This window comes from Sphingobacterium siyangense (assembly GCF_023277505.1).
In the GTDB taxonomy this organism is placed as follows: Bacteria; Bacteroidota; Bacteroidia; order Sphingobacteriales; family Sphingobacteriaceae; genus Sphingobacterium; species Sphingobacterium siyangense.
Genome location: NZ_CP080574.1, coordinates 5,608,373 through 5,633,675 on the forward strand (window position 1 = coordinate 5,608,373; position 25,303 = coordinate 5,633,675).

General features: G+C 39.9%; 21 protein-coding genes. 11 read left to right on the forward strand and 10 right to left on the reverse strand.

Translation table 11 applies throughout. From position 1 onward, the window contains the following. Positions 1-76: 76 nt before the first annotated feature. The 3 genes from K2F45_RS23720 to K2F45_RS23725 all read right to left on the reverse strand — a co-directional run bounded on the left by K2F45_RS23720 (position 77) and on the right by K2F45_RS23725 (position 2,984). Positions 77-463 carry a hypothetical protein gene (locus K2F45_RS23720; protein WP_075994171.1) on the reverse strand — a complete coding sequence of 129 codons (387 nt, stop codon included), beginning with the start codon at positions 461-463 and terminating at the stop codon, positions 77-79. Beyond that, complete coding sequence (locus K2F45_RS27555) at positions 460-675, reverse strand: AtpZ/AtpI family protein (RefSeq protein WP_075994172.1); 216 nt, start codon at positions 673-675, stop codon at positions 460-462. Before K2F45_RS27555 ends, K2F45_RS23720 begins: the two co-directional genes overlap by 4 nt. 83 nt (positions 676-758) lie before the next feature. After that, on the reverse strand, positions 759-2,984 hold the full coding sequence (locus K2F45_RS23725; RefSeq protein ID WP_145327951.1) for a helix-turn-helix domain-containing protein: 2,226 nt from the start codon (positions 2,982-2,984) through the stop codon (positions 759-761). Between the two features lie 196 nt (positions 2,985-3,180). On the opposite strand from K2F45_RS23725, the gene K2F45_RS23730 reads away from it, so the two are divergent. The 4 genes from K2F45_RS23730 to K2F45_RS23745 all read left to right on the forward strand — a co-directional run bounded on the left by K2F45_RS23730 (position 3,181) and on the right by K2F45_RS23745 (position 6,810). Further along, positions 3,181-3,678, forward strand: a complete 498-nt coding sequence (locus K2F45_RS23730; RefSeq protein ID WP_046671961.1) for a cupin domain-containing protein — start codon at positions 3,181-3,183, stop codon at positions 3,676-3,678. Between the two features lie 235 nt (positions 3,679-3,913). Beyond that, positions 3,914-4,660 (forward strand): hypothetical protein, encoded by a 747-nt coding sequence (locus K2F45_RS23735; protein ID WP_145327950.1) that lies wholly within the window; start codon positions 3,914-3,916, stop codon positions 4,658-4,660. A 10-nt stretch (positions 4,661-4,670) separates the two neighbouring features. Beyond that, positions 4,671-5,780: a hypothetical protein gene (locus K2F45_RS23740; RefSeq protein ID WP_088162938.1), complete on the forward strand. Its 1,110-nt coding sequence runs from the start codon at positions 4,671-4,673 to the stop codon at positions 5,778-5,780. Positions 5,781-5,814: 34 nt separating this feature from the next. Further along, positions 5,815-6,810, forward strand: coding sequence for a hypothetical protein (locus K2F45_RS23745; protein ID WP_145327949.1), 996 nt, complete (start codon positions 5,815-5,817; stop codon positions 6,808-6,810). A gap of 72 nt (positions 6,811-6,882) precedes the next feature. Here K2F45_RS23745 and K2F45_RS23750 read toward each other — a convergent pair whose 3' ends face one another. Next, on the reverse strand, positions 6,883-7,992 hold the full coding sequence (locus K2F45_RS23750) for a TFIIB-type zinc ribbon-containing protein (RefSeq protein ID WP_075994177.1): 1,110 nt from the start codon (positions 7,990-7,992) through the stop codon (positions 6,883-6,885). 23 nt (positions 7,993-8,015) lie between these two features. Further along, a complete protein-coding gene (locus tag K2F45_RS23755) occupies positions 8,016-9,170 on the reverse strand; it encodes an SPFH domain-containing protein (RefSeq protein ID WP_075994178.1) in 1,155 nt (384 codons plus the stop codon). Between the two features lie 167 nt (positions 9,171-9,337). Here K2F45_RS23755 and K2F45_RS23760 point away from each other — a divergent pair, with 167 nt between their 5' ends. The 3 genes from K2F45_RS23760 (at position 9,338) to K2F45_RS23770 (ending at position 13,933) form a co-directional block, all read left to right on the forward strand. After that, entirely contained in the window at positions 9,338-11,191 is a 1,854-nt protein-coding gene (locus tag K2F45_RS23760; RefSeq protein WP_075994179.1) for a DNA topoisomerase IV subunit B, read from the forward strand. A 37-nt stretch (positions 11,192-11,228) separates the two neighbouring features. Next, entirely contained in the window at positions 11,229-12,071 is an 843-nt protein-coding gene (gene purU, locus K2F45_RS23765; RefSeq protein WP_075994180.1) for a formyltetrahydrofolate deformylase, read from the forward strand. Positions 12,072-12,154: 83 nt separating this feature from the next. Beyond that, positions 12,155-13,933 (forward strand): hypothetical protein, encoded by a 1,779-nt coding sequence (locus K2F45_RS23770; RefSeq protein WP_248932537.1) that lies wholly within the window; start codon positions 12,155-12,157, stop codon positions 13,931-13,933. 81 nt (positions 13,934-14,014) lie between these two features. Here the strand turns inward: K2F45_RS23770 and K2F45_RS23775 are convergent, their stop codons facing one another. The 3 genes from K2F45_RS23775 to K2F45_RS23785 all read right to left on the reverse strand — a co-directional run bounded on the left by K2F45_RS23775 (position 14,015) and on the right by K2F45_RS23785 (position 16,530). Next, a complete protein-coding gene (locus K2F45_RS23775) occupies positions 14,015-14,920 on the reverse strand; it encodes a class I SAM-dependent methyltransferase (RefSeq protein WP_075994182.1) in 906 nt (301 codons plus the stop codon). A 107-nt stretch (positions 14,921-15,027) separates the two neighbouring features. Further along, the gene (locus K2F45_RS23780) at positions 15,028-15,786 is read right to left on the reverse strand and encodes an ABC transporter ATP-binding protein (protein ID WP_075994183.1); all 759 of its coding nucleotides are present in this window, start codon (positions 15,784-15,786) and stop codon (positions 15,028-15,030) included. A 9-nt stretch (positions 15,787-15,795) separates the two neighbouring features. Then, complete coding sequence (locus K2F45_RS23785; RefSeq protein ID WP_046671950.1) at positions 15,796-16,530, reverse strand: MlaE family ABC transporter permease; 735 nt, start codon at positions 16,528-16,530, stop codon at positions 15,796-15,798. Between the two features lie 246 nt (positions 16,531-16,776). On the opposite strand from K2F45_RS23785, the gene K2F45_RS23790 reads away from it, so the two are divergent. Together K2F45_RS23790 and ispG are read left to right on the forward strand one after the other, a co-directional pair. Continuing rightward, positions 16,777-17,724, forward strand: coding sequence for a LiaI-LiaF-like domain-containing protein (locus K2F45_RS23790; RefSeq protein ID WP_075994184.1), 948 nt, complete (start codon positions 16,777-16,779; stop codon positions 17,722-17,724). Between the two features lie 45 nt (positions 17,725-17,769). After that, complete coding sequence (gene ispG / locus K2F45_RS23795) at positions 17,770-19,779, forward strand: (E)-4-hydroxy-3-methylbut-2-enyl-diphosphate synthase (RefSeq protein WP_248932538.1); 2,010 nt, start codon at positions 17,770-17,772, stop codon at positions 19,777-19,779. A gap of 99 nt (positions 19,780-19,878) precedes the next feature. Here ispG and K2F45_RS23800 read toward each other — a convergent pair whose 3' ends face one another. After that, positions 19,879-20,313, reverse strand: coding sequence for a T9SS type A sorting domain-containing protein (locus tag K2F45_RS23800; RefSeq protein WP_248932539.1), 435 nt, complete (start codon positions 20,311-20,313; stop codon positions 19,879-19,881). A gap of 259 nt (positions 20,314-20,572) precedes the next feature. On the opposite strand from K2F45_RS23800, the gene K2F45_RS23805 reads away from it, so the two are divergent. Together K2F45_RS23805 and rlmF are read left to right on the forward strand one after the other, a co-directional pair. Further along, on the forward strand, positions 20,573-22,519 hold the full coding sequence (locus K2F45_RS23805) for a KUP/HAK/KT family potassium transporter (protein ID WP_075994187.1): 1,947 nt from the start codon (positions 20,573-20,575) through the stop codon (positions 22,517-22,519). Between the two features lie 77 nt (positions 22,520-22,596). After that, the gene (gene rlmF, locus K2F45_RS23810) at positions 22,597-23,508 is read left to right on the forward strand and encodes a 23S rRNA (adenine(1618)-N(6))-methyltransferase RlmF (protein WP_075994188.1); all 912 of its coding nucleotides are present in this window, start codon (positions 22,597-22,599) and stop codon (positions 23,506-23,508) included. Positions 23,509-23,597: 89 nt separating this feature from the next. Here rlmF and K2F45_RS23815 read toward each other — a convergent pair whose 3' ends face one another. Further along, positions 23,598-25,292 carry an amino acid permease gene (locus K2F45_RS23815; RefSeq protein WP_248932540.1) on the reverse strand — a complete coding sequence of 565 codons (1,695 nt, stop codon included), beginning with the start codon at positions 25,290-25,292 and terminating at the stop codon, positions 23,598-23,600. Positions 25,293-25,303: the final 11 nt, after the last annotated feature.

Sequence of the window (25,303 nt, forward strand, 5' to 3'; positions counted from 1 at the left end):
TTGCGAAAATACTATATATAAAGCACAAAAGCTACTTTAATATTACATTTTTTTGAAAAAACTATCGTTTTCTCCCTTAGGATTTGTTTAAAGCCTTGTAAGCAAATATAACATCGTAAAAAAGGAATAAAACGACAACGATCAAATAGTTATATTTTAAAATATCAGCCTGCGGTTTTGCCAACCCATTATGGATATAAACATAATTTAGGACAAACTTTAAAGTCAATAATCCCAAGAAAACAAAACCAACATATTGCGGAAATTTCTGCGAACAGTAACTTATCCCCACCATGATGATCACGGATAATATCAGTTGAAAAATATAAATTTCATACAATGGAAAATGTAGATCTTCCAGGGAATGTATACCATCAAAAGACTTTAACAAAAAGAAATGAACGGCAAAAATTAATACCGCAACAAAAAATAAAATAAGGGCCTGCTTTATATATACTATCATCTATCGTTTAATCGATTCACTTGTCTAATGACTTGATATAGAGAAATTCCAATCCCTCCAAGGGTACAGATCTTCATCCATAGTTGGTTCTCAGCATGAAACTTACCGTCCAGCCAATCCCCTAATAAATAAAATGCGTAAATGGTAAAAACCATCTGGGTTGAAATAGTCGTCAGCACAAGCCACTTGTTAGGATCTTTCTTGTTTTCCATAAGCAATCTTAAGGTTATCAATGGGCTTTCAACAAACTATATCACACAATTTGTTACAAATATACGCTATAAATTTTTATTGCCTACAATCCCAAAACTTTTTGTCCAATTTTAATATCCGGATAATCAATATCTGCCCCCAAAAGCATTTTAAGTTCCGAAGAAGACTTATCCGGATTTGCACGAATAACACCAAGAATACGATCCAACTTATCCTGCTCGATCAACTCTGTTGCTTCCACTTCCGTACCAACAAAGTTAATTAAATGTCCATATATCGTACCAGCGACCATCCCGCGCTTAACAGCTATATCAGCAATACTCATCCCATCCTTAAACATTTCTAAGGAAATCTCCTTTGTATCCAACTTCTTAGGTCCTTCTTCATCTGCACTTTGTGCAGCCAATTCGTCTTTTTCTTTGGTCTTCACACTGGCAGCAACATCGAGCATCGCTGTTTGAAAATCTTCCCGTTTTGAAAGCGTTTCAGCAATAAGCAGACAATGCTGCAACTGCTCGCGTTTTCGCTTGTAATCAAGCAATAGTGCTTTTAACTCATCAATATATTTCTTCGTACGTTTTCGTATCTGATACTCTTCAATATGTTTGGTTAAGGCCTCAATCAGATCTACATCCATTTTCGGTAAAAACCAATTGACCGCAGCAGTAGAACGTTCACAAATTACATCATAGTCGATCGCGTTTTTATCCCGCAACAAATCATACAATACAACAATAAACTTATGTGCAACTTTCTCCTGGGTCTGAAGGTGCTTGACCAATTGTTGAAAAAATAGTACTGCTTGTTCCTTTCCATCAATATTACGCTCTTCAAGTGATTTCAGCAGCTCCGAAGTCTCGGCCAATAGACCGTCCCAACGGAAACCATGCATTAAAATCTGGCCAAGATAATTCCGCTGGCATTGCTCCAAAATCTCATTTACATCAACCTGTCCCTGAGCACGCTGCGCAAATTCGACAACTTGGTAATCTGTACGGATAGCATAAGAAGGGATGATCGATTTTAATACAAGCCCATCTAAACTCGTTAAACGGCTCAATGCAACGTACACCTGTCCCGCGGCAAAAGAGGTCCCTGCGTCGATGATTGCTTTTTGAAAAGTTAAGCCCTGGCTTTTATGAATGGTGATAGCCCAGGCCAGTCGAAGTGGAAATTGCGAAAATGTACCCAATATCTCCTCCTTAATCTGATCTTGCCCCTTGTCGTAATTATACCGAATATTCTCCCAAGTCTCTCTTTTTACCGTTACAGATTCCGACCCATCAGGAAATGTAACTGTTACTGTGCCCTGTACCGTATCGATGTCCTTTACCGTACCGATCTTTCCATTGTAATATTTACGTTCATCTCCCGAATCGTTTCGAATAAACATCACCTGCGCCCCTATTTTTAAAGACAACGTTTCTTCAGCAGGGTAGGACCCCTGCGCAAAATCATCTTTGACAACAGCCTTAAGATTTAACATTTTACCTGATAATGAGGCCAACTTGGCTCCGTTTATTTCATCAGCATTTCGATTATGGGAGGTCAATGTAATATACTGCTCCTCTTCATTTGGAACAAAGTCCTGCTGATAGTAACCATTTAAGGTCGTGAGCATGTCACTGGTACATTGATTGTTTCGTATGGCATTTAATATGGAAATAAAACCCTCATCTTGCTGACGATAGATTTTATTAAGCTCTAACATCACCAACGGATTATCCCTTAAAATTTTAGCGTTAAAGAAGAAAACAGAAGAATAATGATCCCGTAAAACATTCCATTCGGCGTCTTTCACTACTGGTGGCAACTGATACAAATCTCCGATAAACAATACTTGTAAACCACCAAAAGGCCGCATATCGCGACGAACAGATTGCAGGATCACATTAATCGCATCCAATGTATCTGCCCGGACCATTGAAACCTCATCAATCACCAAAAGCTCAAGTTCCTGCAAGATAGCCCTGCGCTGCTTGGTCAATTTAATCGTACTGAATAAACGTGATTTATTGTAAATATGACTATCCTGCTCGTCCCAACGTAATTCATAATCTTCTATAAAGGTTCCAAATGGAAGCCAAAATAAAGAATGTAAAGTGGTTCCGCCCGCATTCATCGCTGCGACGCCCGTGGGTGCCGTAATAGCCATCTTCTTGTAGCTATGCTCACGAATATACTTCAAGAACGTCGTTTTTCCTGTACCAGCCTTTCCTGTTATAAATATGTTTTGGTTCGTTTGGTTAACAAAAGCAACAGCCTGCATAAATGCAGTATTTTCCCGATCGACTTGAAAGTTTGACATATCCTGAAATTAGATTGATCACAAAATTAGCAATTTCATTTTTAACTTCACGCGACATATTATAGCTAGGGATATCCAAAACAGCTCCATTATAACGTATTTAGATAAAGCTAAAACGGTTAACTTAAAATATTAATGGATTTTTTTTATATTTAGCAACTGAATTAACGAATAACAAATTTTTAGAATTTTTAATATGGCTATAGATAAAATCGCATTGTTTGAAAAAGTACAGGAAATGCTGACATCCAAAGGTTTTCGTATTGATAAATCAGATGCTGCACGCCCTTGGGGAGGATTTTTCGTTATCGACGAATCCCAAGCACAAGAATTTGCCGATGAGTACTTCGGCGGAATGGATGTACAAGAATTAAGAATCTCAGGGAAATTAAGTCCAAAAATTTTAATTGTTGCACCAGAGAAAAGACTTTCATGGCAATATCACCACCGTCGTGCCGAAATCTGGCGTGTTATCCAAGGTAACGTAGGCGTTATGGTTTCTGACACAGATGAAGAATCGGTTGTTTCAACATTGAAAGAAGGCGAAACGATTAGATTGCGTCAAGGGCAACGTCACCGTTTAATTGGATTGGATGGCTTCGGTATTTTAGCCGAGATCTGGCAGCACACAGATGCCAACAATCCTTCTGATGAAGACGATATTGTTCGCGTACAAGATGATTTTGGCAGATAATAGTCCCACAAGACCGTTACCGCCCAAACAAAGATTCCCAATCAACAATTGGGAATCTTTGTTTTTACCCCAAACATAAAGCGCCATAGCAGCCGATTCACTCTCCCTAATTTGCATTTCATCGCTTTTATCCAAGCTCCTCCACCCCATGTCCATTTCAGGTGTTCCATAACGCAATTCATTAGAAGAGAATATTAATTTTTATTATTTTAGTAGAGATATAATCAACTATGACATGATGAGCAACGACGATACTAAAAGAGGATCCAGTATATTAAACAGTCTGAAGAAATTAATTTTTGAGGACGATCAGCCGCAGCAAACTCCGCCGGCACAAGCCCCACCGGCTCCGACCACTAATGCCGCTCCTGAAAGACCGCAGGTACCACCGGCATATTCATCGCCGACGGTCCAGGCTCCAACTGGAAAAACACCGCCCCCAATCCCTATAACAGCCAATGACGGAACAACCGACCTCAAAGAAATGAAATTAAAGGTCTATGCCATTCTTGAAAAACTCAACGAACAGGGTGTAGATTTTTTCGAAGTATGGAATGCTGCTGCCGCAATGGGAAAAGTAGAGGAAAACACATTAAAAGCAGCCTATACTTCACTGAAATTTGTAGACAGGTCGTTAACCAAGGATAAACTGGTAGCAACTGGCACAAATTATGCTAATAAACTGAAAGAAACCATTGCCAAAGAATCGGAACAAAAACAGGCTGAAAAGAAAAAGACTGAACAAGACCGAACCATGGAGATTGCAAATCTGAACACTGAAATCAAAACAATAACGGATAATATCGCCAAATTGCAAGATGACCTACAGAAAAAACAACTCGCTTTGGGTCAAATTAATGAAAAGTACGAACCAAGAATTAAAGATATCGAACAAAAAATAAACATCGGCAACGCGGCCGTTGATGAAGTGGTCACCGAAATCAACACTGCATTGCATATGATTAATCAATCAATAACATAAAAATAAATCAATGGAAAGAAAAGATCAGTATGTTAATATTCCCGCTGAGATAAAAACGCAACTTCCGATATTTCAAGTACTGGGCGATCATCTGCCTGCACAATTAAAATCACCAGAAGCGAAGAAGACAGCTTCGTCGATCTTCTTTTGGGCACTTTTACTTGGTGGAGCCTTTGCTTTTTTCAAGTACTTACCGATTATGCTGGAATATGCCGGAAAAAGTATACTTTTTGTGATATTCAGTATAATCCTGATTACCTTATTATTGCTAGCCCCAAAGATCATTGCACTATTGCACCGATTGGGAACCGTCCTACTTTTTAAAGGTGAAAAATCCATCATTAGAAATAACCCTATCGAAACCTTACAACTGTTATCAAGAGATGCAAAAGACACCCTGAAACGCGTGAAGGAAAAAATCAGCAATGTAGACGGTGTCCGCATCGACATGATTCAAAGCGGTGAAACTGCTCAAAAAACAGCCGAAGAGAAGTACACCTATGCGAAACGTTTCACCGCTGAAGCGGCTAATCTCGACGAGAAATCAAAGGAGGAAACGAGCAAAAATAATGCAGAGAAGGCAAATGCTTATGCAAGAGATGCCAAAGAAACACGTACCAAAGCATTTCTATTGGGAAAAGAAGGTGAATCTGAAGAGCAAAATGCGCGCAGTTATGTCCAATATGCCAATCAATTTGCAAAAGTATTGGAAGTCCTAAAAGATAATGAAAGCGCAGCGCGTATCTATGTCAGCACCTTGGATAGCAGCATTTCCATTATTTCCAAGAAGCTAGAAGCCACTCAAAAGATGAAAAATGCCACCGATGGCCTAGCCGATGTGTTCAATATTAAAGATGGCTGGGCATTTCAAGAGGCCATGAATGCAGCAACAGGTGCCATCAGTCAAAATATTGCCTCTATCCGATCGAATCTTGATTTCTTGGATCAAAACAACAACATCACCGTGGGTGGCACGCCTACTCAAGGTGAACTGGAAGAGTTTATCCGCAAAGTTGACGAACGTAATCTAAATGTATTAAACGTAACGCAAATGGCCGATGCCAGCTATGAACTCAAACCCGAAGAAAAAGTAGATAAAGGATTTACATTACTCGATTAATATTAACTAAAATCAAACTTATTATACGAACATTATGGAAGAAAAATCAACATGGGCAAGATTAAGATGGCCAATCAAAGCAATTATCATCGCCTTACCTATTCTCGCAATCGGTTATTGGGCCATTCAATCGGGCAAATTTGATGCTAATTCGACAGTCCAAACAACAGATTCAACAAGCAATAATGGTCATGCGGCCGCACCTTCATCAGGCTCAGAAACGACTCGTTCATTCAACTATCAACCCGAAAAACCAGTCGACGGCGAATACAAGGGTGTCGTTGAAGTGGGCGCTTCGGGTTTCAATTCCTTTGTCGTCAATATGGACAAAGAAAATCGCTGGGAGATCATTTCCAAAGACTTTGGAAAGTCATTTGCCTACGAAGGATTGGCAAATACGGAAGACATCCGTAAAGGATTAAAAGATTATATAGGCATGATGCTCGACAAAGGCGTCAAATCCAAAAACATACATTTCGTCATTAGCTCCGGAGCTCAAAAAGAACCTAAAACTTCAGTTATCAGTGCTGAACTAAGAAAAATGGGCTTTGTGGTCAACTTGGTTACAGCGGAGCAAGAAGGAAAATTAGCGTTAAAATCTGTCCTACCGAAAGCTTACGAAGATAATTCATTTGTTGTTGACATTGGCTCCGGTAACACCAAAATTTCCTGGATTGACGGTGACACAAAATCGGTAGAAGCACCCGGTGCAAAATATTATGAAAAAGACCTTAAAGATGACGCTGTCTATACAGAAGTAAAAAAATTAGGCGAGAAAATTCCTTCAAATAAAAGAGAGGTTTGTTTTATTATAGGCGGGGTTCCTTTTGAACTAGCATCACAGACACGCCAAGGTGAAGAGCGTTTTACGGTTTTGAACGATCCAGCATCTTACAAAACAGATAAAGTAAAAACAAAGAGCGGTGTCAACATCTATAAAGCAATTAAAGATGCAACCAATTGCGACACCTTCGTATTTGATTGGGATGCCAATTTCACGATCGGATTCCTACTTTCACTAAACAAATAGTCAAGACGATTAGCATAAAAAAAGCGCTGTTCTCTTTTATTGAGAACAGCGCTTTTTTTATAACCTTTTTTGTTATCCCATAAAACTCAAGAGATATAAAACAATAATGATCGCCAATACCAAAAAAGCGATTTTCCAAAAGCTATAAGGTCTTTGTCCATAAACTTTACCGTTAAATGCATTGACCATGATCTGATAACTCTTTCCTTTGTACTGATAAGCTGATAACCATACAGGTAAAAGAATATACTTCAATTTAATGGATTTAAAATCGCTATCAATAGAATCAATATCCTGTGTATCACCACCGATGTCATTCTCAACCTGACGTTCGATTTCCCGATCCATAATAGTCCGGGCAGTTTCCGCCGCTTTTACATGATCCACACTAAAAGTTTCAGCGATAAAGCCACTTAAATATTGCTCATTGAAAGGTTTTAGATAGCCCAAATTCCAAGGTCCGATTTTATCAGAGAACTTTTCGGGAAGAGATGTTGATCCCGAAATGACAATATCCTTAAATTGACTATAGATACTACCTGAAGCTGGATACCAATTTGTTCGTCTTTCTTCGTATTCTTCCGTCTCACCATCCGAATTGCGTCTTGTACGCGTCACATAATAATACTCTCCACGTGACCCGACGTAATCAGAATGTACATCTGCATCATAGGACCAAAATGGTATATACACTCCTTTTAAACGATCATTTCTTGAATTAAAAATTCGCTTAAAGTCATTCGGAGCGAACCATATCTTACCGGCCCATTGTGTCAATAGCCCAAAAGCATTTTTGTAATCAACGGAAAAGGGAACAAGACCATGTGGCTTCACAATACGCTTTTGCTGATGGTCAATTACCAAAGGTGAAGCACAAAAAGCACATAAATCTGCCGTAACATGAGGATTCAAACGCGAGTTTGCGCCACAGTTACTACAATGCACAACTTCAGCCAAATAGCTATAGCGCTCATCAGCGACTCCTTCCATTGCTTGTCCAAAAACTTTATAATCTGTAGATTCAATATGCCCATCTTCCGGTAGCTGATCCGCTATTTCATTCCTAGTTCCACAATAGGAACACTCTAAATAGGAAGTACCAGGCTGATAAGTCAAAATAGCACCACAGCCCTGGCATTTTAACCCCTGCTCTATTTCGGAGGTTTTTTCTTCAAAACTCATAAAACTCGGTCGTCCGTTTTATCCTAAACTCCTGGTATCGGTGGCGGGTTCTGCGAAAACAGATCCTTTAATTCGCCTACCTTTTCAGCCTCAATCCAGTTTTCAAGTCCCTCTTTCCAAACCAAGGTGGCAAGTGTCATCGTCCCCTCTTTTACAAGACCGCGCAGCTGTTCCGGATCAAATGGCCCTTCCTGCTTACCTTTAATGGCCAGGTAATAAGCTACCGTTTTGGGCAATGGAGGCGGTCCAACGGCTCCGGTAGACGAAGCTACAGCAGCTGAGCCCATACCAGTAGGATTATTCCCATCAAAACTGTTTTGCTGAAATACATTACCCATTTGACCAACCATTCCTGCTCCCAGCCCAGCACCAAATCCAGCACCTACGATCCCCCCACTATTGGGATTCTCAGCAGCTTTCTCCATGGAATTAGCCGCTTGAAATTGGGCATATGCCCCTAGATTACCAACGACCCCCATACTGCTTCGCTTATCAAGCGCTTTTTCCACCTCTTCTGGGAATGAAATATTTTCGATTAAGAATTTCGTTAAGCTCAAACCCAACTCCTCAAAATCAACCCCAATTTTTTGTTGTATCAAAGCCGAAACTTCATCATAGTTGGATGCGAGGTCTAAGGCTGGTATCTTCGACTCAGCAATAGCATCCATCCCACGCGATACCGCAATATTTCGAAGCTGCTCTGTGATATCTTCAACAGTAAAAACAGGCGTCGTCGCAACCAGCTGTTTCATAAAAATAGTAACATCCTTCACCTGAAAGGAGAAATTACCGAAAGCCCGAAGTCGAATTGGTCCAAATTCAGGATCCCGCAGCATAATCGGATTTTTGGTTCCCCATTTCTGATTGACAAATTGTCGAAGGTTGACAAAATAGACATCGGCTTTGAATGGGCTATTGAACCCGTATTTCCAACCTCTGATGGTTGTCATGATCGGCATATTCTGTGTTGTCAATTCATAGCGACCAGGCTGAAAAACATCCGCAACCACACCTTCATTCAAAAATACCGCAGCCTGCCCTTCCCGCACAGTCAACTGCGCACCCATTTTTATTTCATTCTGATACCGTGGAAACTTCCACACAATCGTATCTGCGCTATTATCGACCCATTCGATAATATCGACAAACTCATTCCTAATTTTATCAAATAATCCCATAAATTATTCTCGTTACAATTACTTACACTAAATGTAAACATTTCCCCCCAAACCGGCAATTTTCTTCAACAGCACGCAAACGATCGATATCTAAAAAATTTAGCCTTTTAAACTACTTATCGTAGTTTATTTTTTTTACTTTTGTTAGCTAAGTTCTACATTAATTTATGAGTACATATAACGAAGACAGCATTAGGTCCCTGGATTGGAAAGAGCATATTCGCCTTCGTCCGGGAATGTACATTGGAAAATTAGGGGACGGTTCGGCCTATGATGATGGTATCTATGTTTTATTGAAAGAGGTCGTTGACAACTCGATTGATGAGTTTGTTATGGGCGCTGGTAAAATTATTGATATCACGGTAAACGAAAATAAAGTTTCCGTACGCGATTATGGACGTGGTATTCCAATTGGTTCTGTGGTTGATGTTGTTTCTAAAATCAATACAGGTGGTAAATATGATAGTAAGGCTTTCCAAAAGTCCGTTGGTTTAAATGGTGTCGGTACAAAAGCCGTAAATGCTTTGTCCAGTCAGTTTACCGTACAGTCATATCGTCAAAACATAACGCGCATCGCCCAATTCTCCAAAGGGGAATTAGTCAACGATGAACAAAAGGATACAACACAACGAAATGGTACAGCCGTAACATTTTACCCCGACGATTCTATTTTCCGGAATTATAAATATAGGCCTGAATTTGTTGAAAACATGATCTGGAACTATGTTTTTCTAAACTCAGGTCTTACGATCAACTTTAATGGGCAAAAGTTTATTTCTGAGCACGGACTAAAAGATCTATTGGAACGAAATATTGATGCTGAATCCATGCGCTATCCGATTATTCACTTACGGGGGGATGATATTGAAATCGCGATGACTCACGGCCAGCAGTACGGAGAAGAATATTATTCTTTTGTCAACGGTCAGCATACCACGCAAGGTGGAACACACCAGGCTGCCTTCCGTGAGGCACTTGTCAAAACAATCCGCGAGTTCTACAAAAAAGAATTTGACGCATCGGATATTCGTTCATCAATCATCGGCGCCATCGCGATCAAAGTGCAGGAACCTGTTTTCGAATCACAGACGAAAACAAAGCTAGGATCTCAAAGTGTAGGCCCGGAAGGTCCTACTGTAAGAGGATTTATCAATGACTTTGTCAAAAAAGCATTGGATGATTACCTACATAAAAATCCGGCTACGGCAGATGCTCTTCAAAAACGTATTCTACAGTCTGAACGTGAACGTAAGGATATCGCCGGGATCAAAAAACTCGCCAACGAAAGAGCGAAGAAAGCCTCTTTGCACAATCGTAAACTACGTGACTGTAAAGTGCACTTCAGCGATAAAAATGAACGTAACCAAGAAACAACTTTGTTTATCACTGAGGGGGATTCTGCATCTGGTTCCATTACCAAATCGCGGGATGTGCAGACTCAAGCAGTTTTCAGTTTAAAAGGAAAACCGTTAAACTCCTACGGCATGTCCAAAAAGATCGTTTATGAAAACGAAGAATTTAACCTCTTACAACACGCGCTTAATATTGAAGACGGTCTCGATGGATTACGCTACAACAATATCGTTATCGCTACCGATGCCGACGTCGATGGAATGCACATCCGTCTGTTGTTATTGACATTTTTCTTGCAGTTTTTTCCAGACCTTGTCAAAGCTGGTCACGTTTCCATCTTACAGACACCACTTTTCCGTGTCCGCAACAAAAAGGAAACGATCTATTGTTATTCCGATGAAGAACGACAAAAAGCAATCGCAAAATTAGGCGCTAAGCCTGAAATTACCCGATTCAAAGGTTTAGGTGAGATATCACCTTCCGAATTCGGATTATTTATCGGAAAAGATATCCGCCTTGATCCGGTTATCTTGTCCAAAGACAATAAAATTCAACAGTTATTAGAATATTACATGGGCAAAAACACACCAGACCGACAAAAACATATTGTCGAAAATCTACGTGTTGAAGTTGACCTTGAAGAAGAACTAACAAAAAAAGCGGGTTAAAATAACCCGCTTTTTTAGCAACCTACAACCACCTTTCATGCACAACCAAACCTTAATTCTGATCCAATGTCAAGATGCCGTTGGATTGGTCGCCAACATTTCAAATACGCTAGCAAAATATCAGCTCAATATTGTCACCATGCGTGAATATGTGGATGAAGAAGCCAACAAATTTTTCGTGCGTGTCGTGTGTAACGGGCTCATGTCTGAGCAGAAAAAGCTTTCCGATTCCCTTGCCGAAGTACTTCCTCCATCCGCTCAGATACAAATAAACCCCAATAACCGCAAAAAAATCGTCGTCCTCGTGACCAAGGAGCATCACTGCCTTGCCGATATCTTAGTAAGACAACACTTCGAAACATGGGGAGCGGAGGTGCAGGCAGTAATTGGTAACTATGAATCACTACGCTCCTTTACAGAAAAGTTCGATATCCCATTTCATTGTATCTCGCATGAAAACCTAACAAAGGAAACATTCGAAAAACAGCTGATCGCACAAATCCAAAACTATCATTTCGATTATATTATTTTAGCGAAGTTTATGCGGATCTTGTCCCCTCAGTTTGTCAGTACCTTTGAAAATAAACTGGTTAACATACACCATTCATTTCTCCCCGCTTTTATTGGCGCCAACCCGTACAAGCAGGCTCATGCAAGAGGAGTTAAGATCATCGGCGCCACAGCGCATTTCGTTACCGACCAACTCGATGAGGGCCCCATCATCGTACAGGATATACGACATGTCAACCACACCTATACTGTAAAAGATATGGTAACTGCCGGAAAAGAAATAGAAAAGGCTGTTTTGAGCAGAGCAATTCGTCTCCTTAGCGAAGATCGTGTGATGCGCAACGATTACAAGACAATTGTATTTGAATAGTGATTACAATCATTTCCCCATAAAACAATCATTACTTTTTTTCAGCGTTATTCTCCATTATTTCGTAAAAGAAATATTTAAGAATGACGCATACTTTTCATATCCCCGTATTAGGCTTAGCTTTCTCCATCGACTCCGCACTTAAGGTCGCACAATACGGTATCTCATCCGTAATGTCTATTGTTGACGATGAACTAATCGAGCGCATGCGCCGCTATTACTGCGGACAATATCAAATCTCCTATCATCCGATCGCTAAAACAGAAGACGATTACCGAGCAAAAAGAATTACGGCCTATCTCAATCTTGTACAGTTTGTGGTCAATAGGCAAATCGAGGCCTTAAAGCGTCAACCTTTTACCAAAAATTCCGAACTTACCAAATATTTTCAGCTTCTACCCGATTCTCACCCTTCAAAACCAATTTATCATGCGATGGAAATTGAAAGCAATCGCGCGATTAAAACCGAGCTGCAAGATCTATTGATCAATTACCTCAAAGCGGGAGACATCGATGTTAATATTATGTCCAAAGTCGATAAAATGAATTACCAGGATGGTAACCTATTGGATCAACATTATTCTGATGCTTCAGCAGCCTTACGTGGTTTTGCCAACTCCACCCTGCATTCCTCTCTAATTCTTTCTGCAGGGATGAATCCACACCTATACGCTTACCTCGCTGAATTACCGGCTTTCTTCCCAAATAGTGAAGGTCTATTTGACAAAAAAATCGTTTTGAAAGTAAGTGACTTTCGATCGGCGCTCATCCAGGCAAAATATCTCGCTAAGCGTGGTGTATGGGTATCTGAATTCAGAATAGAATCCGGTTTGAACTGCGGTGGTCATGCCTTCGCAACCGATGGTTTTCTTCTGGGGCCAATCCTTCAGGAGTTTAAAGAGAAAAAAGAAAGTCTGAAAACCGAACTTTTCGAGATATACCACGAATATTGGACTTCCCAAGGGCGCTCATTAACAACTCCCCCTATCATCAAGTATACAGTTCAAGGAGGTGTGGGAACTGCTTCAGAACATCAATTCTTGTTAAATTATTATGGATTCGATGCCGTAGGATGGGGATCCCCATTTCTGATGGTTCCCGAAGCAACAACGGTAGATCAAGAAACCTTAAAAGCATTGGAAACTGCCAAGCAAGAAGACTTTTACTGTAGTGGAACATCTCCCTTGGGAATTCCCTTTAACAATTTCAGAAAAAGTGGCGCGGAGTATCTACGATTGGAACGTATAAAAAAAGGGCGCCCCGGTAGCCCTTGTAAAAAAGAATACCTTATTTCAAACACAGAGTTTAGTGATAAACCGATCTGCACCGCATCACGCGTCTATCAACATCAAAAGATCCAGGAACTCCAAAAACAAAACCTGTCCGCTGCAGAATACGATAAAGCCTTCGACGCCATTACAGAGAAAACCTGTCTTTGTGAAGGGCTCGCAGCACCCGCCTATCTCAAGTACAATATCCAGAAGAGCAAAGAACAGACCGCTGTATCCATCTGCCCAGGCCCAAATCTTGTCTGGTTCAAAAAACAATATTCTTTGCGGGAAATGATCGACCACATCTATGGCCGTATTTCGGTTTTTGAAAATGACAACAGACCTTTTATTTTAATTAACGAACTCAATCTTTATATCGATCATATTCAAAAATATGTCGCAGACAATAAAAATATCATGAACGATAAAAAGATAAAATATGTAGCCAAATTCAAAGCACAATTACAAGCTGGAATAACCTATTACAACGAACTTACCCAACACTTATCGCTCATTCCACAAAACATCAGCGCAGCGATCCCAAGACAGCTTGAACTTGCATCACTACGTTTAAAAGACATACATATTTAACTCCCTGATATAGCTTAAAAACAAACACGGGGCGCTTAAATAAGCACCCCGTGTTGTTATCAAAGAATCTTTTGACAAGTCTTACTCCGCTATTTTGCGAAATTTACCAAATACGCCAAGTGGAAGTTTTGGTCCTGCAGTTGCTTGTAAAAACAACTCCCCTATTTCTAAGTTTTCCACTTTTGGAAAAGCCGTCTTAATTAAATTTTCAACAATAACAGAAGAAAAGCCTAATGAATACGTATTTAAAATCAAGAAATGTTCTTTAGGATCCAATAATTGAACGACATCAGTCATCATTTCCATAATGTGATCTTCCAATTTCCATTTCTCTCCCTTCGGCCCATGTCCGTATGCCGGTGGATCCAAAATAATCCCATTATACGTATTACCTCTTTTCAGCTCACGTTTTACAAACTTCAAAGCATCTTCAACCACCCAACGAATGTTATCCAAATTGGAAATTTCCATATTTTCATTAGCCCAGGTAACTACCTGTTTAATAGAATCTACGTGCGTTGTATCCGCACCGGCAGCCTTTGCTATTAAAGATGCTCCACCAGTGTATGCAAAAAGATTTAGAACCTTCGGTTTCTCCGTCTTAAATGAACGAACAGATTCCGAAATATAATCCCAATTTACAGCCTGCTCCGGAAATATCCCGACGTGTTTAAAAGATGTCAAGCCCAATCTAAATTTGATGGCCACGTCGTTATTTTTATATTCGATGTGCCAACGGTCCTGGACCTTCGGATTTTTCTTCAACCATTCTCCAGAAGTAGCCGAACGACCTTTGAATTTGATATGGTAACGCTTGTTCCAATCCGCATCACTCAATGCCTTAGGCCATACAGCCTGAGGTTCTGGTCTGATTAAAATTAAATCACCAAAACGTTCCAGTTTTTCAAAATCACCACAGTCAATGAGTTCATAGTCCTTCCAATGCTGTGGGGTCAATAGTTGTATATTTGTTGCTGCCAAAATCAAAATTTTCCGACAAAACTAAGCTAAATTTCAATAGAAAAGAAATCTGCACGATGCTAACGCAGATCAAACACCTAAAATTAAGCGCTATAAAGCCCTCTTCTTACATGTTATTGCCCCATTGAAGCCTTAGCACTTTTCATTAATGGACTTGCAAAAACAAAGTTGTTCAATTCTTCCACATCCGATCGCATCATATCCTTATTGGAACCTTCCCAGAATTTTTGTCCCTTATAGAGAAACAAAATATACTCACCAATTCCCATCACAGAATTCATATCATGTGTAACAACGACCGTCGTACATTTCAATTCTTGCGTAATTTTTAGCACCAATTCGTCAATAACAATCGAAGTCTCCGGATCTAATCCCGAATTGGGTTCATCACAAAAAAGGTATTTGGGGTTCATACTAATTGCGCGTGCAATTCCAACCCGCTTTTTCATCCCCCCCGATAGTTCCGCAGGGAACAATTTATTTCTTCCCTCTAGATTAACCTGTTCCAGACAATGATTTGCCCGATCTAATTTCTCCGCTTTGGACATCTCCGTAAACATGTCCAGCGAAAACATAATATTCTGTTCGACCGTCATCGAATCAAACAGCGCTGAATTTTGAAAAAGCATGCCTATTTCTTTTCGAATAGGAACGCGCTCTTCAAAATTCATCCGAGTAAAATCCTTGCCATCAAAAATCACCTTTCCTTTTTCCGGTTGATGCAGGCCCACAATACATTTCAATAAAGTACTCTTTCCGGAACCCGACCCCCCGATAATCAAACTCACTTTTCCAGGTTCGAAATTTGCACTGATACCCTTCAGAACGTGATTGTCTCCAAATGACTTGTTAATATCTTCGATTTGAATCATAAAATCTTTTTAAAGCATTAATGCGGTTATCACATAATCTGCAGCAAGAATAGTTATGCAGCCAACTACAACTGCTTCTGTGCTAGCTTGCCCAACTTCCAAAGCTCCCCCCTTTACATTATACCCTTTATAAGCTGATATCGAAGTAATAATAAACCCAAATACAACAGCTTTAACAAGGGCAACTGTCACCGTAAAACCATTGAAACCATCTTGAATTCCTAAAATATAATCCGCCTGTGTCACAGCACCCGAAAGTGACCCGCCCAACAGACCGCCAACTAAAGCGCATACGATGGAAATAATAACCAACATCGGAATCATGGTGATACCTGCCAATATTTTGGGTAATATCAAATAACCAGGGGCATTGATCCCCATAATTTCCAAGGCATCAATTTGCTCTGTCACACGCATGGATCCGATCTGCGAAGATATAGACGACCCAATTTTTCCCATTAGGACTAACCCCGAGATCGTTGGTCCCAATTCCAAAATATTTGAATCCCGGTTGATCGAACCTATAATAGAATTTGGGATCAAATCGGAAACCATCTGAAAGGCAATTTGCATGGTCATAACAGCTCCAATGAAGGTGGAAATAATGACGATAAGCCCCAAAGATCCTATACCAATATCGGTCATTGCCAATACGGTTTCCTTCCAATAAATTCGACCTTTCTCCGGTCTTTTAAAAACTGATTTCAGGAGTATGAGATATGCACCAATGTGATGAAAGATCATATTATCTATTTAATTTCAATGTATTACGCCAATTTTACGACTATACTAAACCAAGCAATCCATTAAAGGTAATTAATTCCAGCAAATATATAAACAAGCAAAAACCCAAAAAGTATACGAAAAACGAAATTACTTACCGATCAATTAGTCACATTTACCGATTTTTTATGTATAATAGCCTAAACATTCATACGGTATCTCCCAAAGCGACTTACTTTTGAGATATATTAACAAACGGAATTAGTTATGAATACACGAAGAATAACAACTGGTATCACCATTCTCTTTATAGGAGTTGTTTTATTATTATCACAGCTCAATACAATCTCATTTAACTGGGTAGGTATTTTTAGATACTGGCCGCTGTTTATTGTCCTTGCTGGAATTCGTATGCTGGTACCCAAAGACCAACAGATTGGACAGTTTGTTGCCATTGGTTCTACCGTAGTGATTTTAGGTTTTTTGACTTACATAGGGCTGTCGACACCAAAAGAGCCGATTTTAACACAATTATTGAAAAGCAAAGGTGTCAACATCAATATCGACGACCCTAACGACAAAACAAATTATACAACAGAAAAACTCAATGTACCGTTGGACGATAAAATCCATAGCGCTACCTTAAACCTCGATTTGGGGGCCACTTCATTAAGAAATGATAGTAGCACTACGACAGAAATCTTCTCGGCATTTAACACATCAAAAGAATATTTACTGGGCGTAACTGTACATGGAGAGTCCGCAGACAAATTAGATATCAACTTAAAGGGAAAATTCAAAAACAAGGATTTTAACAGCAAAAACAACAATACGTTCATCGCTTTAAACCCTAACATCCTATGGAATCTGAATTTTGATGTAGGTGCAATTGATGCCAAGTTGGATCTTTCACCCTACAAGATAGAAACATTGGATATTGATGCTGGAGCGACAAGCCTAAAGCTAAAATTAGGACAGCCCCTAGCAACAACTAAAATTTCGATGGATGCCGGAGCCTCCTCTATTGAGATCTCCATCCCAAAAAATGCTGCCTGCCGCATTACAAGCGACAATGCATTATCCTCAACAGATTATGAGGGCGATTTTCTAAAAAGTGAAGGCGAGGTAAAATCGACGAATTACGATTCGGCCGCTCAAAAATTCGATTTCGACATCAACGGTGGCATCGCGTCAATAAAAATTAGAAGATATTAATTGACAGCCAATTTTTAGCCAAGAAAAGCTAACTTTGTGTTAGATATGGACACAAGTAATATGTTGACATTACCTGGAATCTATTGCAATTCCAAGGTAGATTATTCGAGATGGAAAACGAGGGAAATTCAGATCGGTGATATTCCCATGGGTGGCGATAATCCCATTCGTATTCAAAGTATGACTACAGTAGATACAATGGATACGATGGGCTCGGTTGAGCAGACCATTCGAATGGTTGAAGCGGGCTGCGAATACGTTCGTATTACCGCTCCCAGTATTAAAGAAGCACAAAATTTAGCTAACATAAAAAATGAACTTCGCAGAAGAGGCTATAAGGTCCCTTTAGTTGCTGATATTCATTTTACACCAAATGCTGCCGAGGTTGCCGCTCGTATCGTCGAGAAAGTAAGAGTCAATCCTGGTAACTATGCAGACAAGAAAAAGTTTGATCAGCTATCTTATACCGATGCTGAATACAAGCGCGAGTTAGAGCGCATCTATCAAAAATTCACTCCGCTCGTAAATATCTGCAAAGAAAATGGTACCGCCATGCGTATTGGTACCAACCACGGCTCACTGTCGGACAGGATCATGAGTCATTACGGCGATACCCCAGAAGGGATGGTCGAATCTGCCATGGAATTTATCCGGATGTGTGAAGATCTGAGTTTCTACAATCTCTGTATCTCAATGAAATCATCCAACCCGCAGGTGATGGTCAAAGCCTATCGGTTGCTGGTCGAAAAAATGGTTTCCGAAAACATGAACTACCCCCTACACCTCGGTGTAACGGAGGCTGGAGACGGCGAAGATGGTCGTGTAAAATCTGCCGTTGGTATCGGAACACTTTTGGAAGATGGACTGGGTGATACTGTACGTGTATCGTTAACCGAAGAGCCTGAACGGGAAGCTCCAGTCGCCATAGCACTTGTCAATAGATATAGCAAAAGAAAGGCAAACATCGAGAGTCAGCCCAAACAAGAGATTGTTCAGCTCTCTCCAGAGACACCAAATATTCCTTATGCCAGCCAGGAAGTAAATACCTTTATCGGAGGCTCTTTGGTACCAAGGATTGTGGTCGACATTTCTAAAGAAAATCTGAAAGACGCTCAGATCCTTTCCAAAGTTGGCTATCGCTATGATATCTTATTAGATAAATACCACATGGGTGAGCAGTCTGTAGACTTTGTCTATCTCGCAGACAATTTGCCATCCTTTACGATGCCCGCAAATCTGAAGCAAGTATATAACTATAACACCTGGTCAAAACTTACCGATCAAACTAATATTCATCCCCTCTTTACCTTAGACGAATTCGTAAAGTCGGACAACAAGGATAAAGTCCTGAATATGGTCAAAATCTGTAATTCAGATTTGTTAACCCCACTGTTTGAATCTTTACAGCTTGACAAAACTGTCGTATTTATAGTAGAAACCGATTATTTGCACGGTATGGCAGATCAAAGACAGTTCTTCCGAAACCTGCAGGAAATCGGGATCAACAATCCAGTCATTATCAAACGTTCTTATCTGGAAGACGACTTCTCAGGACCTATTGGTGATTTTATGAATCCCGAAGAACCTATTTCAAAAATACAGCTTTATGCCTCTACGGATTTAGGTGCATTATTGATCGATGGATTGGGGTCAGGAATATGGATAGACTCTCCGGCAACGGCATTAGAAAACATCGCCTCACTTTCTTTCGGAATTTTACAGGCAACAAGATCCAGAATATCCAAGACAGAATATATTTCCTGCCCAAGTTGTGGCAGAACTTTATTTGATCTCCAAGAAACTACACAGATGATCCGAAGCCGTACCAATCACCTAAAAGGGCTAAAAATTGGCATCATGGGCTGTATCGTTAATGGCCCTGGAGAAATGGCGGATGCTGACTATGGTTATGTTGGAGCGGGACCTGATAAAGTGACGCTATATAGAGGTCAGCAGATCGTTAAGAAAAATGTAAGTTCCGCACATGCCTTAGACGAATTGATCAAGATCATTCAAGATGATGGACTGTGGATCGAAGAAATACAACAAGACTAGAATTAACAAATGAAGCTTTACATAAAACAGCAAAGGGAATCAAATGATTCCCTTTGCTGTTTTATGTATACGAATGAACTTACATTACATCTTATCTTCTTATCGAACAGAAAATCTTTTCACCACAGTTTCTGAACCAGCGACTACCCGTACAAAGTAAAACCCTGTCGTTAATTTTCCGCCATGCTCAAAGGAAAGATTTTGAATTCCTGAATCTAGGTTGCCATTCATTAATTGAAGAATCTCATTGCCCAATGCATCCATTACTTTAATAGAGACACTTGACGATTTTGCCAATTTAAAAGAAAGATTTATTTGCTCCGCAATCGGATTATAGAAAACCTTCACATTATTGATAAGTTTCTCTGTGTCCTTGATGTTGTTGTCTTCCCCGAATGCCTCAGTACCGTCCCAAATATGTTGCGAAATAGTATGGTCATAAGGAGACTTTGCATACACCCGAGTCATCCCGCTGCACAATGTCAGTGCGGATAAAAGTATTAAACAAGCTGCTTTAAGTAGATTTCTCCCCATAGTGTTAAATTAGACTTCAAATACTGGTTACGGTTTAATCAAATATAACGCTAACTATTTGAATTATCAACAACAAAGTTAGTATTTTGTTTAAAAGTTTTTCAGCAAATAGATTCATTCTAAGTTTCTTTTAACAAATTTTAACAGCTCTTGCGCATGTCAAAGTAAATGCTAAAATTTGGCGCAGGAAATGTACCTACTTAAAGTACAGGCAAAAAGTATATTTTTGCAGTATATTTTGAAATAAAATAATTGATAAATGGCAGACAACAGTCATCACAACAGTATCAATAAGGTGAGTTTCGCCGGATTATTGATCAGTTTAGGAATCGTTTTTGGAGATATCGGAACTTCTCCATTGTATGTTTTCAAAGCAATCATGGGACAAGGAGCCATTCAAAAAGACTTAGTCTTGGGCGGGCTATCCTGTGTTTTTTGGACACTGACCCTCCAGACAACAGTAAAGTATGTTTGGATCACACTCCGGGCGGACAATAAAGGTGAAGGTGGTATCCTATCCCTTTATTCATTGGTACGCAAGCGTGCCCCTTGGTTAATTTTTCCGGCGATGATCGGTGCGGCGACCTTATTAGCGGACGGAATGATTACCCCTGCCATCACAATATCCTCGGCTATTGAAGGTTTGGATCTCAAATTCCCAGGATTACCCACAGTACCTATTGTAGTTACGATTATCTCCTTATTGTTTATCATTCAACGATTTGGAACATCTGTAGTAGGAAAAGTTTTTGGTCCATTGATGACCATTTGGTTTACAATCATTGGTGTAATTGGTTTATCTCATCTTCACCTCGCACCAGAAGTGATGAAAGCAATCAACCCTTATTATGCCTTCCATATTTTAATTACTTATCCCCATTCACTATTATTGATCGGTGCAGTATTTTTATGTACTACAGGCGCCGAAGCATTGTATTCGGATATGGGACACTGTGGTAAAAACAATATCCGTATCAGCTGGATCTACGTAAAAATCACACTTATACTAAATTATTTCGGACAAGGAGCCTGGTTATTAACACAGGAAGGACGTGTCCTAGGGGGTGAAAATCCGTTCTATTCAATCATGCCCGATTGGTTTATCGGTTACGGTATCGCTATCGCAACGATCGCAGCGGTCATCGCCAGTCAAGCCATGATATCTGGCTCTTATACCCTAATTTCGGAAGCAGTACGTTTGAATATATGGCCTAAAGTCGCTATCCGCTACCCCAGCGAACATAAAGGACAATTGTATGTACCATCCATCAATTTAATTTTATGGGTCGGCTGTATGATCGTCATCTGGGTTTTTGAAGAATCAAGCCGAATGGATGCAGCCTATGGGCTTGCGATCAATTTAACGGTATTGATGACCACGATCTTAATGGGATATTTCCTCGCCATGAAAAAGGTCAATCGCGTGCTAATTGCTATATTTTTAGTTGCTTATTTTGTAATTGAATTAACTTTCTTAGTAGGAAATGGTGTCAAAATAGCCCATGGAGGTTGGTTAACCCTTTTGCTTGCAACGGCGTTATTTGGAACAATGTATTGCTGGTATACGGCGCGAAAAATTAAAAATCGTTTTGTTAACTTCATTAACATCAACAAATACTACCCCATTATCTCCGAATTGAGTGAGGACAAATCCGTTCCCCCATATGCATCACATTTGGTATATCTGACAAGTGCAAATTTCAAATCCGAGATAGAGGCTAAAATTATTTATTCAATTATTAATAAAAAACCAAAGCGTGCGGATGTATATTGGCTGGTCCACGTTGATGTGATGGATCATCCACATACAAAAGAGTATTCGATCGATCAGCTTATCCCGGGTAAGTTAATACGGGTTGATTTTAAACTTGGCTTTAGAGAAGAACAGCGCATCAGTCTGCTGTTCAGAAAAGTAGTTGAGGAAATGGTAAAAAAAGGTGAAATTGACATTACCAGTCAATACGACACCTTACGTAAATACAATATTCCAGGTGACTTTAAGTTTGTTGTTTTGGAAAAAGTACTCTCCAAAACCAACCAGATGACATGGATAGAGAAGGTAATTATGGACATCTATGGTTACCTCAAAAAAATGAGTTTGTCCGAAGAAAAAGGTTTCGGTTTAGATTCCAGCTTTGTTACAATTGAGCGGGTTCCACTCAATTTTCCACAGACTTCAGAGGTCCATCTCATACGGAAAGATTAAGACTCCTCAAGGTGATGCGCAAGCATCACCTTTTTTATTCAATAGAATTGCATTACTTTTGTTGCAAATAATACATCATGGCAGACGCTAATCCAAAAAAGAAATTACACCCTAGAAATAGACATCTCGATAACTATAATTTTGAAGAACTGAGCAAAGTCGAACCTTCGCTCAAAGATTTTGTTATAGAAAATGCTTATAACGTAAAATCCATCGATTTTAACAATCCCGATGCTGTTAAAACGTTAAACAAGGCACTTCTAAAAAAATATTACCACATTCAACACTGGGATATTCCCAAAGAGAATCTTTGCCCCCCTATTCCGGGCCGAGCAGATTATATTCATTATATCGCAGACGTGCTTGCAAGGGATAATAATGGTGAGATTCCAAAAGGTGGAAATATCCATATACTCGATATCGGTGTTGGTGCAAATTGTATCTACCCAATCATCGGGCATCAGGAGTATGGATGGAGCTTTGTAGGATCTGAAATTATCAAGAGCGCATACAAAAATGCAATCGAGATAACACGGACAAATATGAGCTTAAAGAAGAGTATACAAATCCGTTTACAAAATAACCCGAAAGCCATATTCAAAGATATTATCCTTCCAGGTGAGAAATATGATGTGGTAATCTGTAATCCCCCATTTTTTAGCTCTCAAACCGAGGCTTTACAGCAGTCCATCCGTAAGACTACAGGCATTAAAGAAGCTAAAATAGACGAAAAACCTGTAACACAAGCATTTTCTGGACAAGGAAGCGAGTTGTGGTGTGATGGTGGTGAAAAAGCTTTCTTGTCACGCATGATCTTTGAAAGTCAATTTCACAAAGATCAAGTAAAATGGTTCACAACATTAGTTGCTCACCGCGAAGACATTCGCTTTCTACAACACAAACTAAAGAAAATAAATGTAAAAGAGACCGAGGTGATCCGCATGGAACAAGGCAATAAGGTAAGCCGAATCCTTTTGTGGAGATTCTAATACATCCATAATGGATCAAAGAAAAGGAGCTATCTTTTTATCAGATAGCTCCTTTTCTTTGATCCATTATGTACGACGCTTCTCGTAAACTATACTTGCGCCTGTTTATTTAACTTTGAATGTTTATAGCCATACATAAAATATACAGCCAATCCAATTACGAGCCAGATCACAAATATTATCCAGTTACTTGCCCCCAATTCCGTCATCAAATACAGATTGATCAGGATACCAACGACAGGCAATAATGAAAAATTCATTTTAAAGCTATAAATACTCAGTCCAAGCCAGGTTAACCAAAATATAATGACCAACATTTTATGTTCTATAATTTCAAGGAAGGAAAGCGATTTCCACTCTTTTATCGTCTCTTGCCCATAGCTAAAAATGAGCACTATAGCGATCAGTAGCCCTGCACCAACTAAATATTTGCCATTGATGTAAGGAACTTTAAATTTGGATTTTGCAGATAAGCCCGAATAATCCATATACAATACACCTGCACAAACAAGGATAAAGGCAAAAAAAGTACCCACGCTCGTTAGATCCACAAAGAAGTCCATTTTAAAAAATAACGAAGGAATAGCAACCACTAAACCCGTTACAATAGTCGCAAAAGAAGGTGTCTTATATTTTGGGTGGATCGTCGCGAATTTCTTCCACAACAAACCGTCCCGACTCATAGTCATCCAAATTCTTGGTTGAGCCAATTGATACACCAGCAAAGCACTGGTAATGGCAATCACAGAGGTCACCGATATAATTCCGGCCATATGGTCAAAGCCGACATATTTAAACACGAAAGCAAGTGGATCCTTCACATTTAATTCGGTATAGTTAACCATCCCCGTCAAGACCAGGGTAATGGCAACATACAATACAGTACAAATCAATAGACAATAGATCATTGCCTTAGGCAGATCGCGCTGTGGGTTTTTACACTCTTCGGCAGTTGTGGAGATCGAATCGAATCCGATAAAGGCAAAGAAAACTGCGGCTACACTTCCGAGTACACCTTTCAGGCCATTCGGTGCAAAAGGTGTCCAATTTTCAGGTTTAATGAAAAATATACCCCCAAAAATGACAGCCAAGATGATTGCTACCTTAATCATCACCATCACCATACTGGCTTTCTGCGATTCCTTAATTCCGATGTAAACCAACCAAGTGACCAAAAACGTGATAACACCTGCCGGTAAATCAAAAATAATAGGGACACCGCCAATCCGTGGCGCACTATTAAAAGCATCCAGACCATGCTGGTCGATTGCGGTCAAAGCAGCAGCGCCGTGTTGATTCATTTTGTCTACAGCATCATAAGCATAGCCCGGTGCCATGGATAACCAAGCTGGTATATGTAAACCAAAGCCTTCCAGCATGGAAACAAAATACTGCGACCAAGAAATGGCAATAACGGTATTGGAAACAGCATACTCTAAGACCAACGCCCAACCTATGATCCATGCAAACAATTCACCAAAGGCCACATAAGCATACGTGTATGCCGAGCCCGAAACAGGAACGGTACTGGCAAATTGCGCATAGGCCAATGCTGTAAAAACACAGGCAAAAGCCGTAAAAACGAAGAGAAGTGAGACTGCTGGTCCACCTTCATAACTCGCCAATCCAATTGTGCTAAAGATTCCGGCCCCTACAATAGCGGCGATACCCAACGAAACCAGATCTGTTACCCCCAATACCTTTGCAAGGCCTGTCCCCCCCTCTTTTTGGGTGTCATGCAGAATCTGATCAACACTTTTCTTCCGAAAAAGTCTATGTGACATGTAAATTTAGT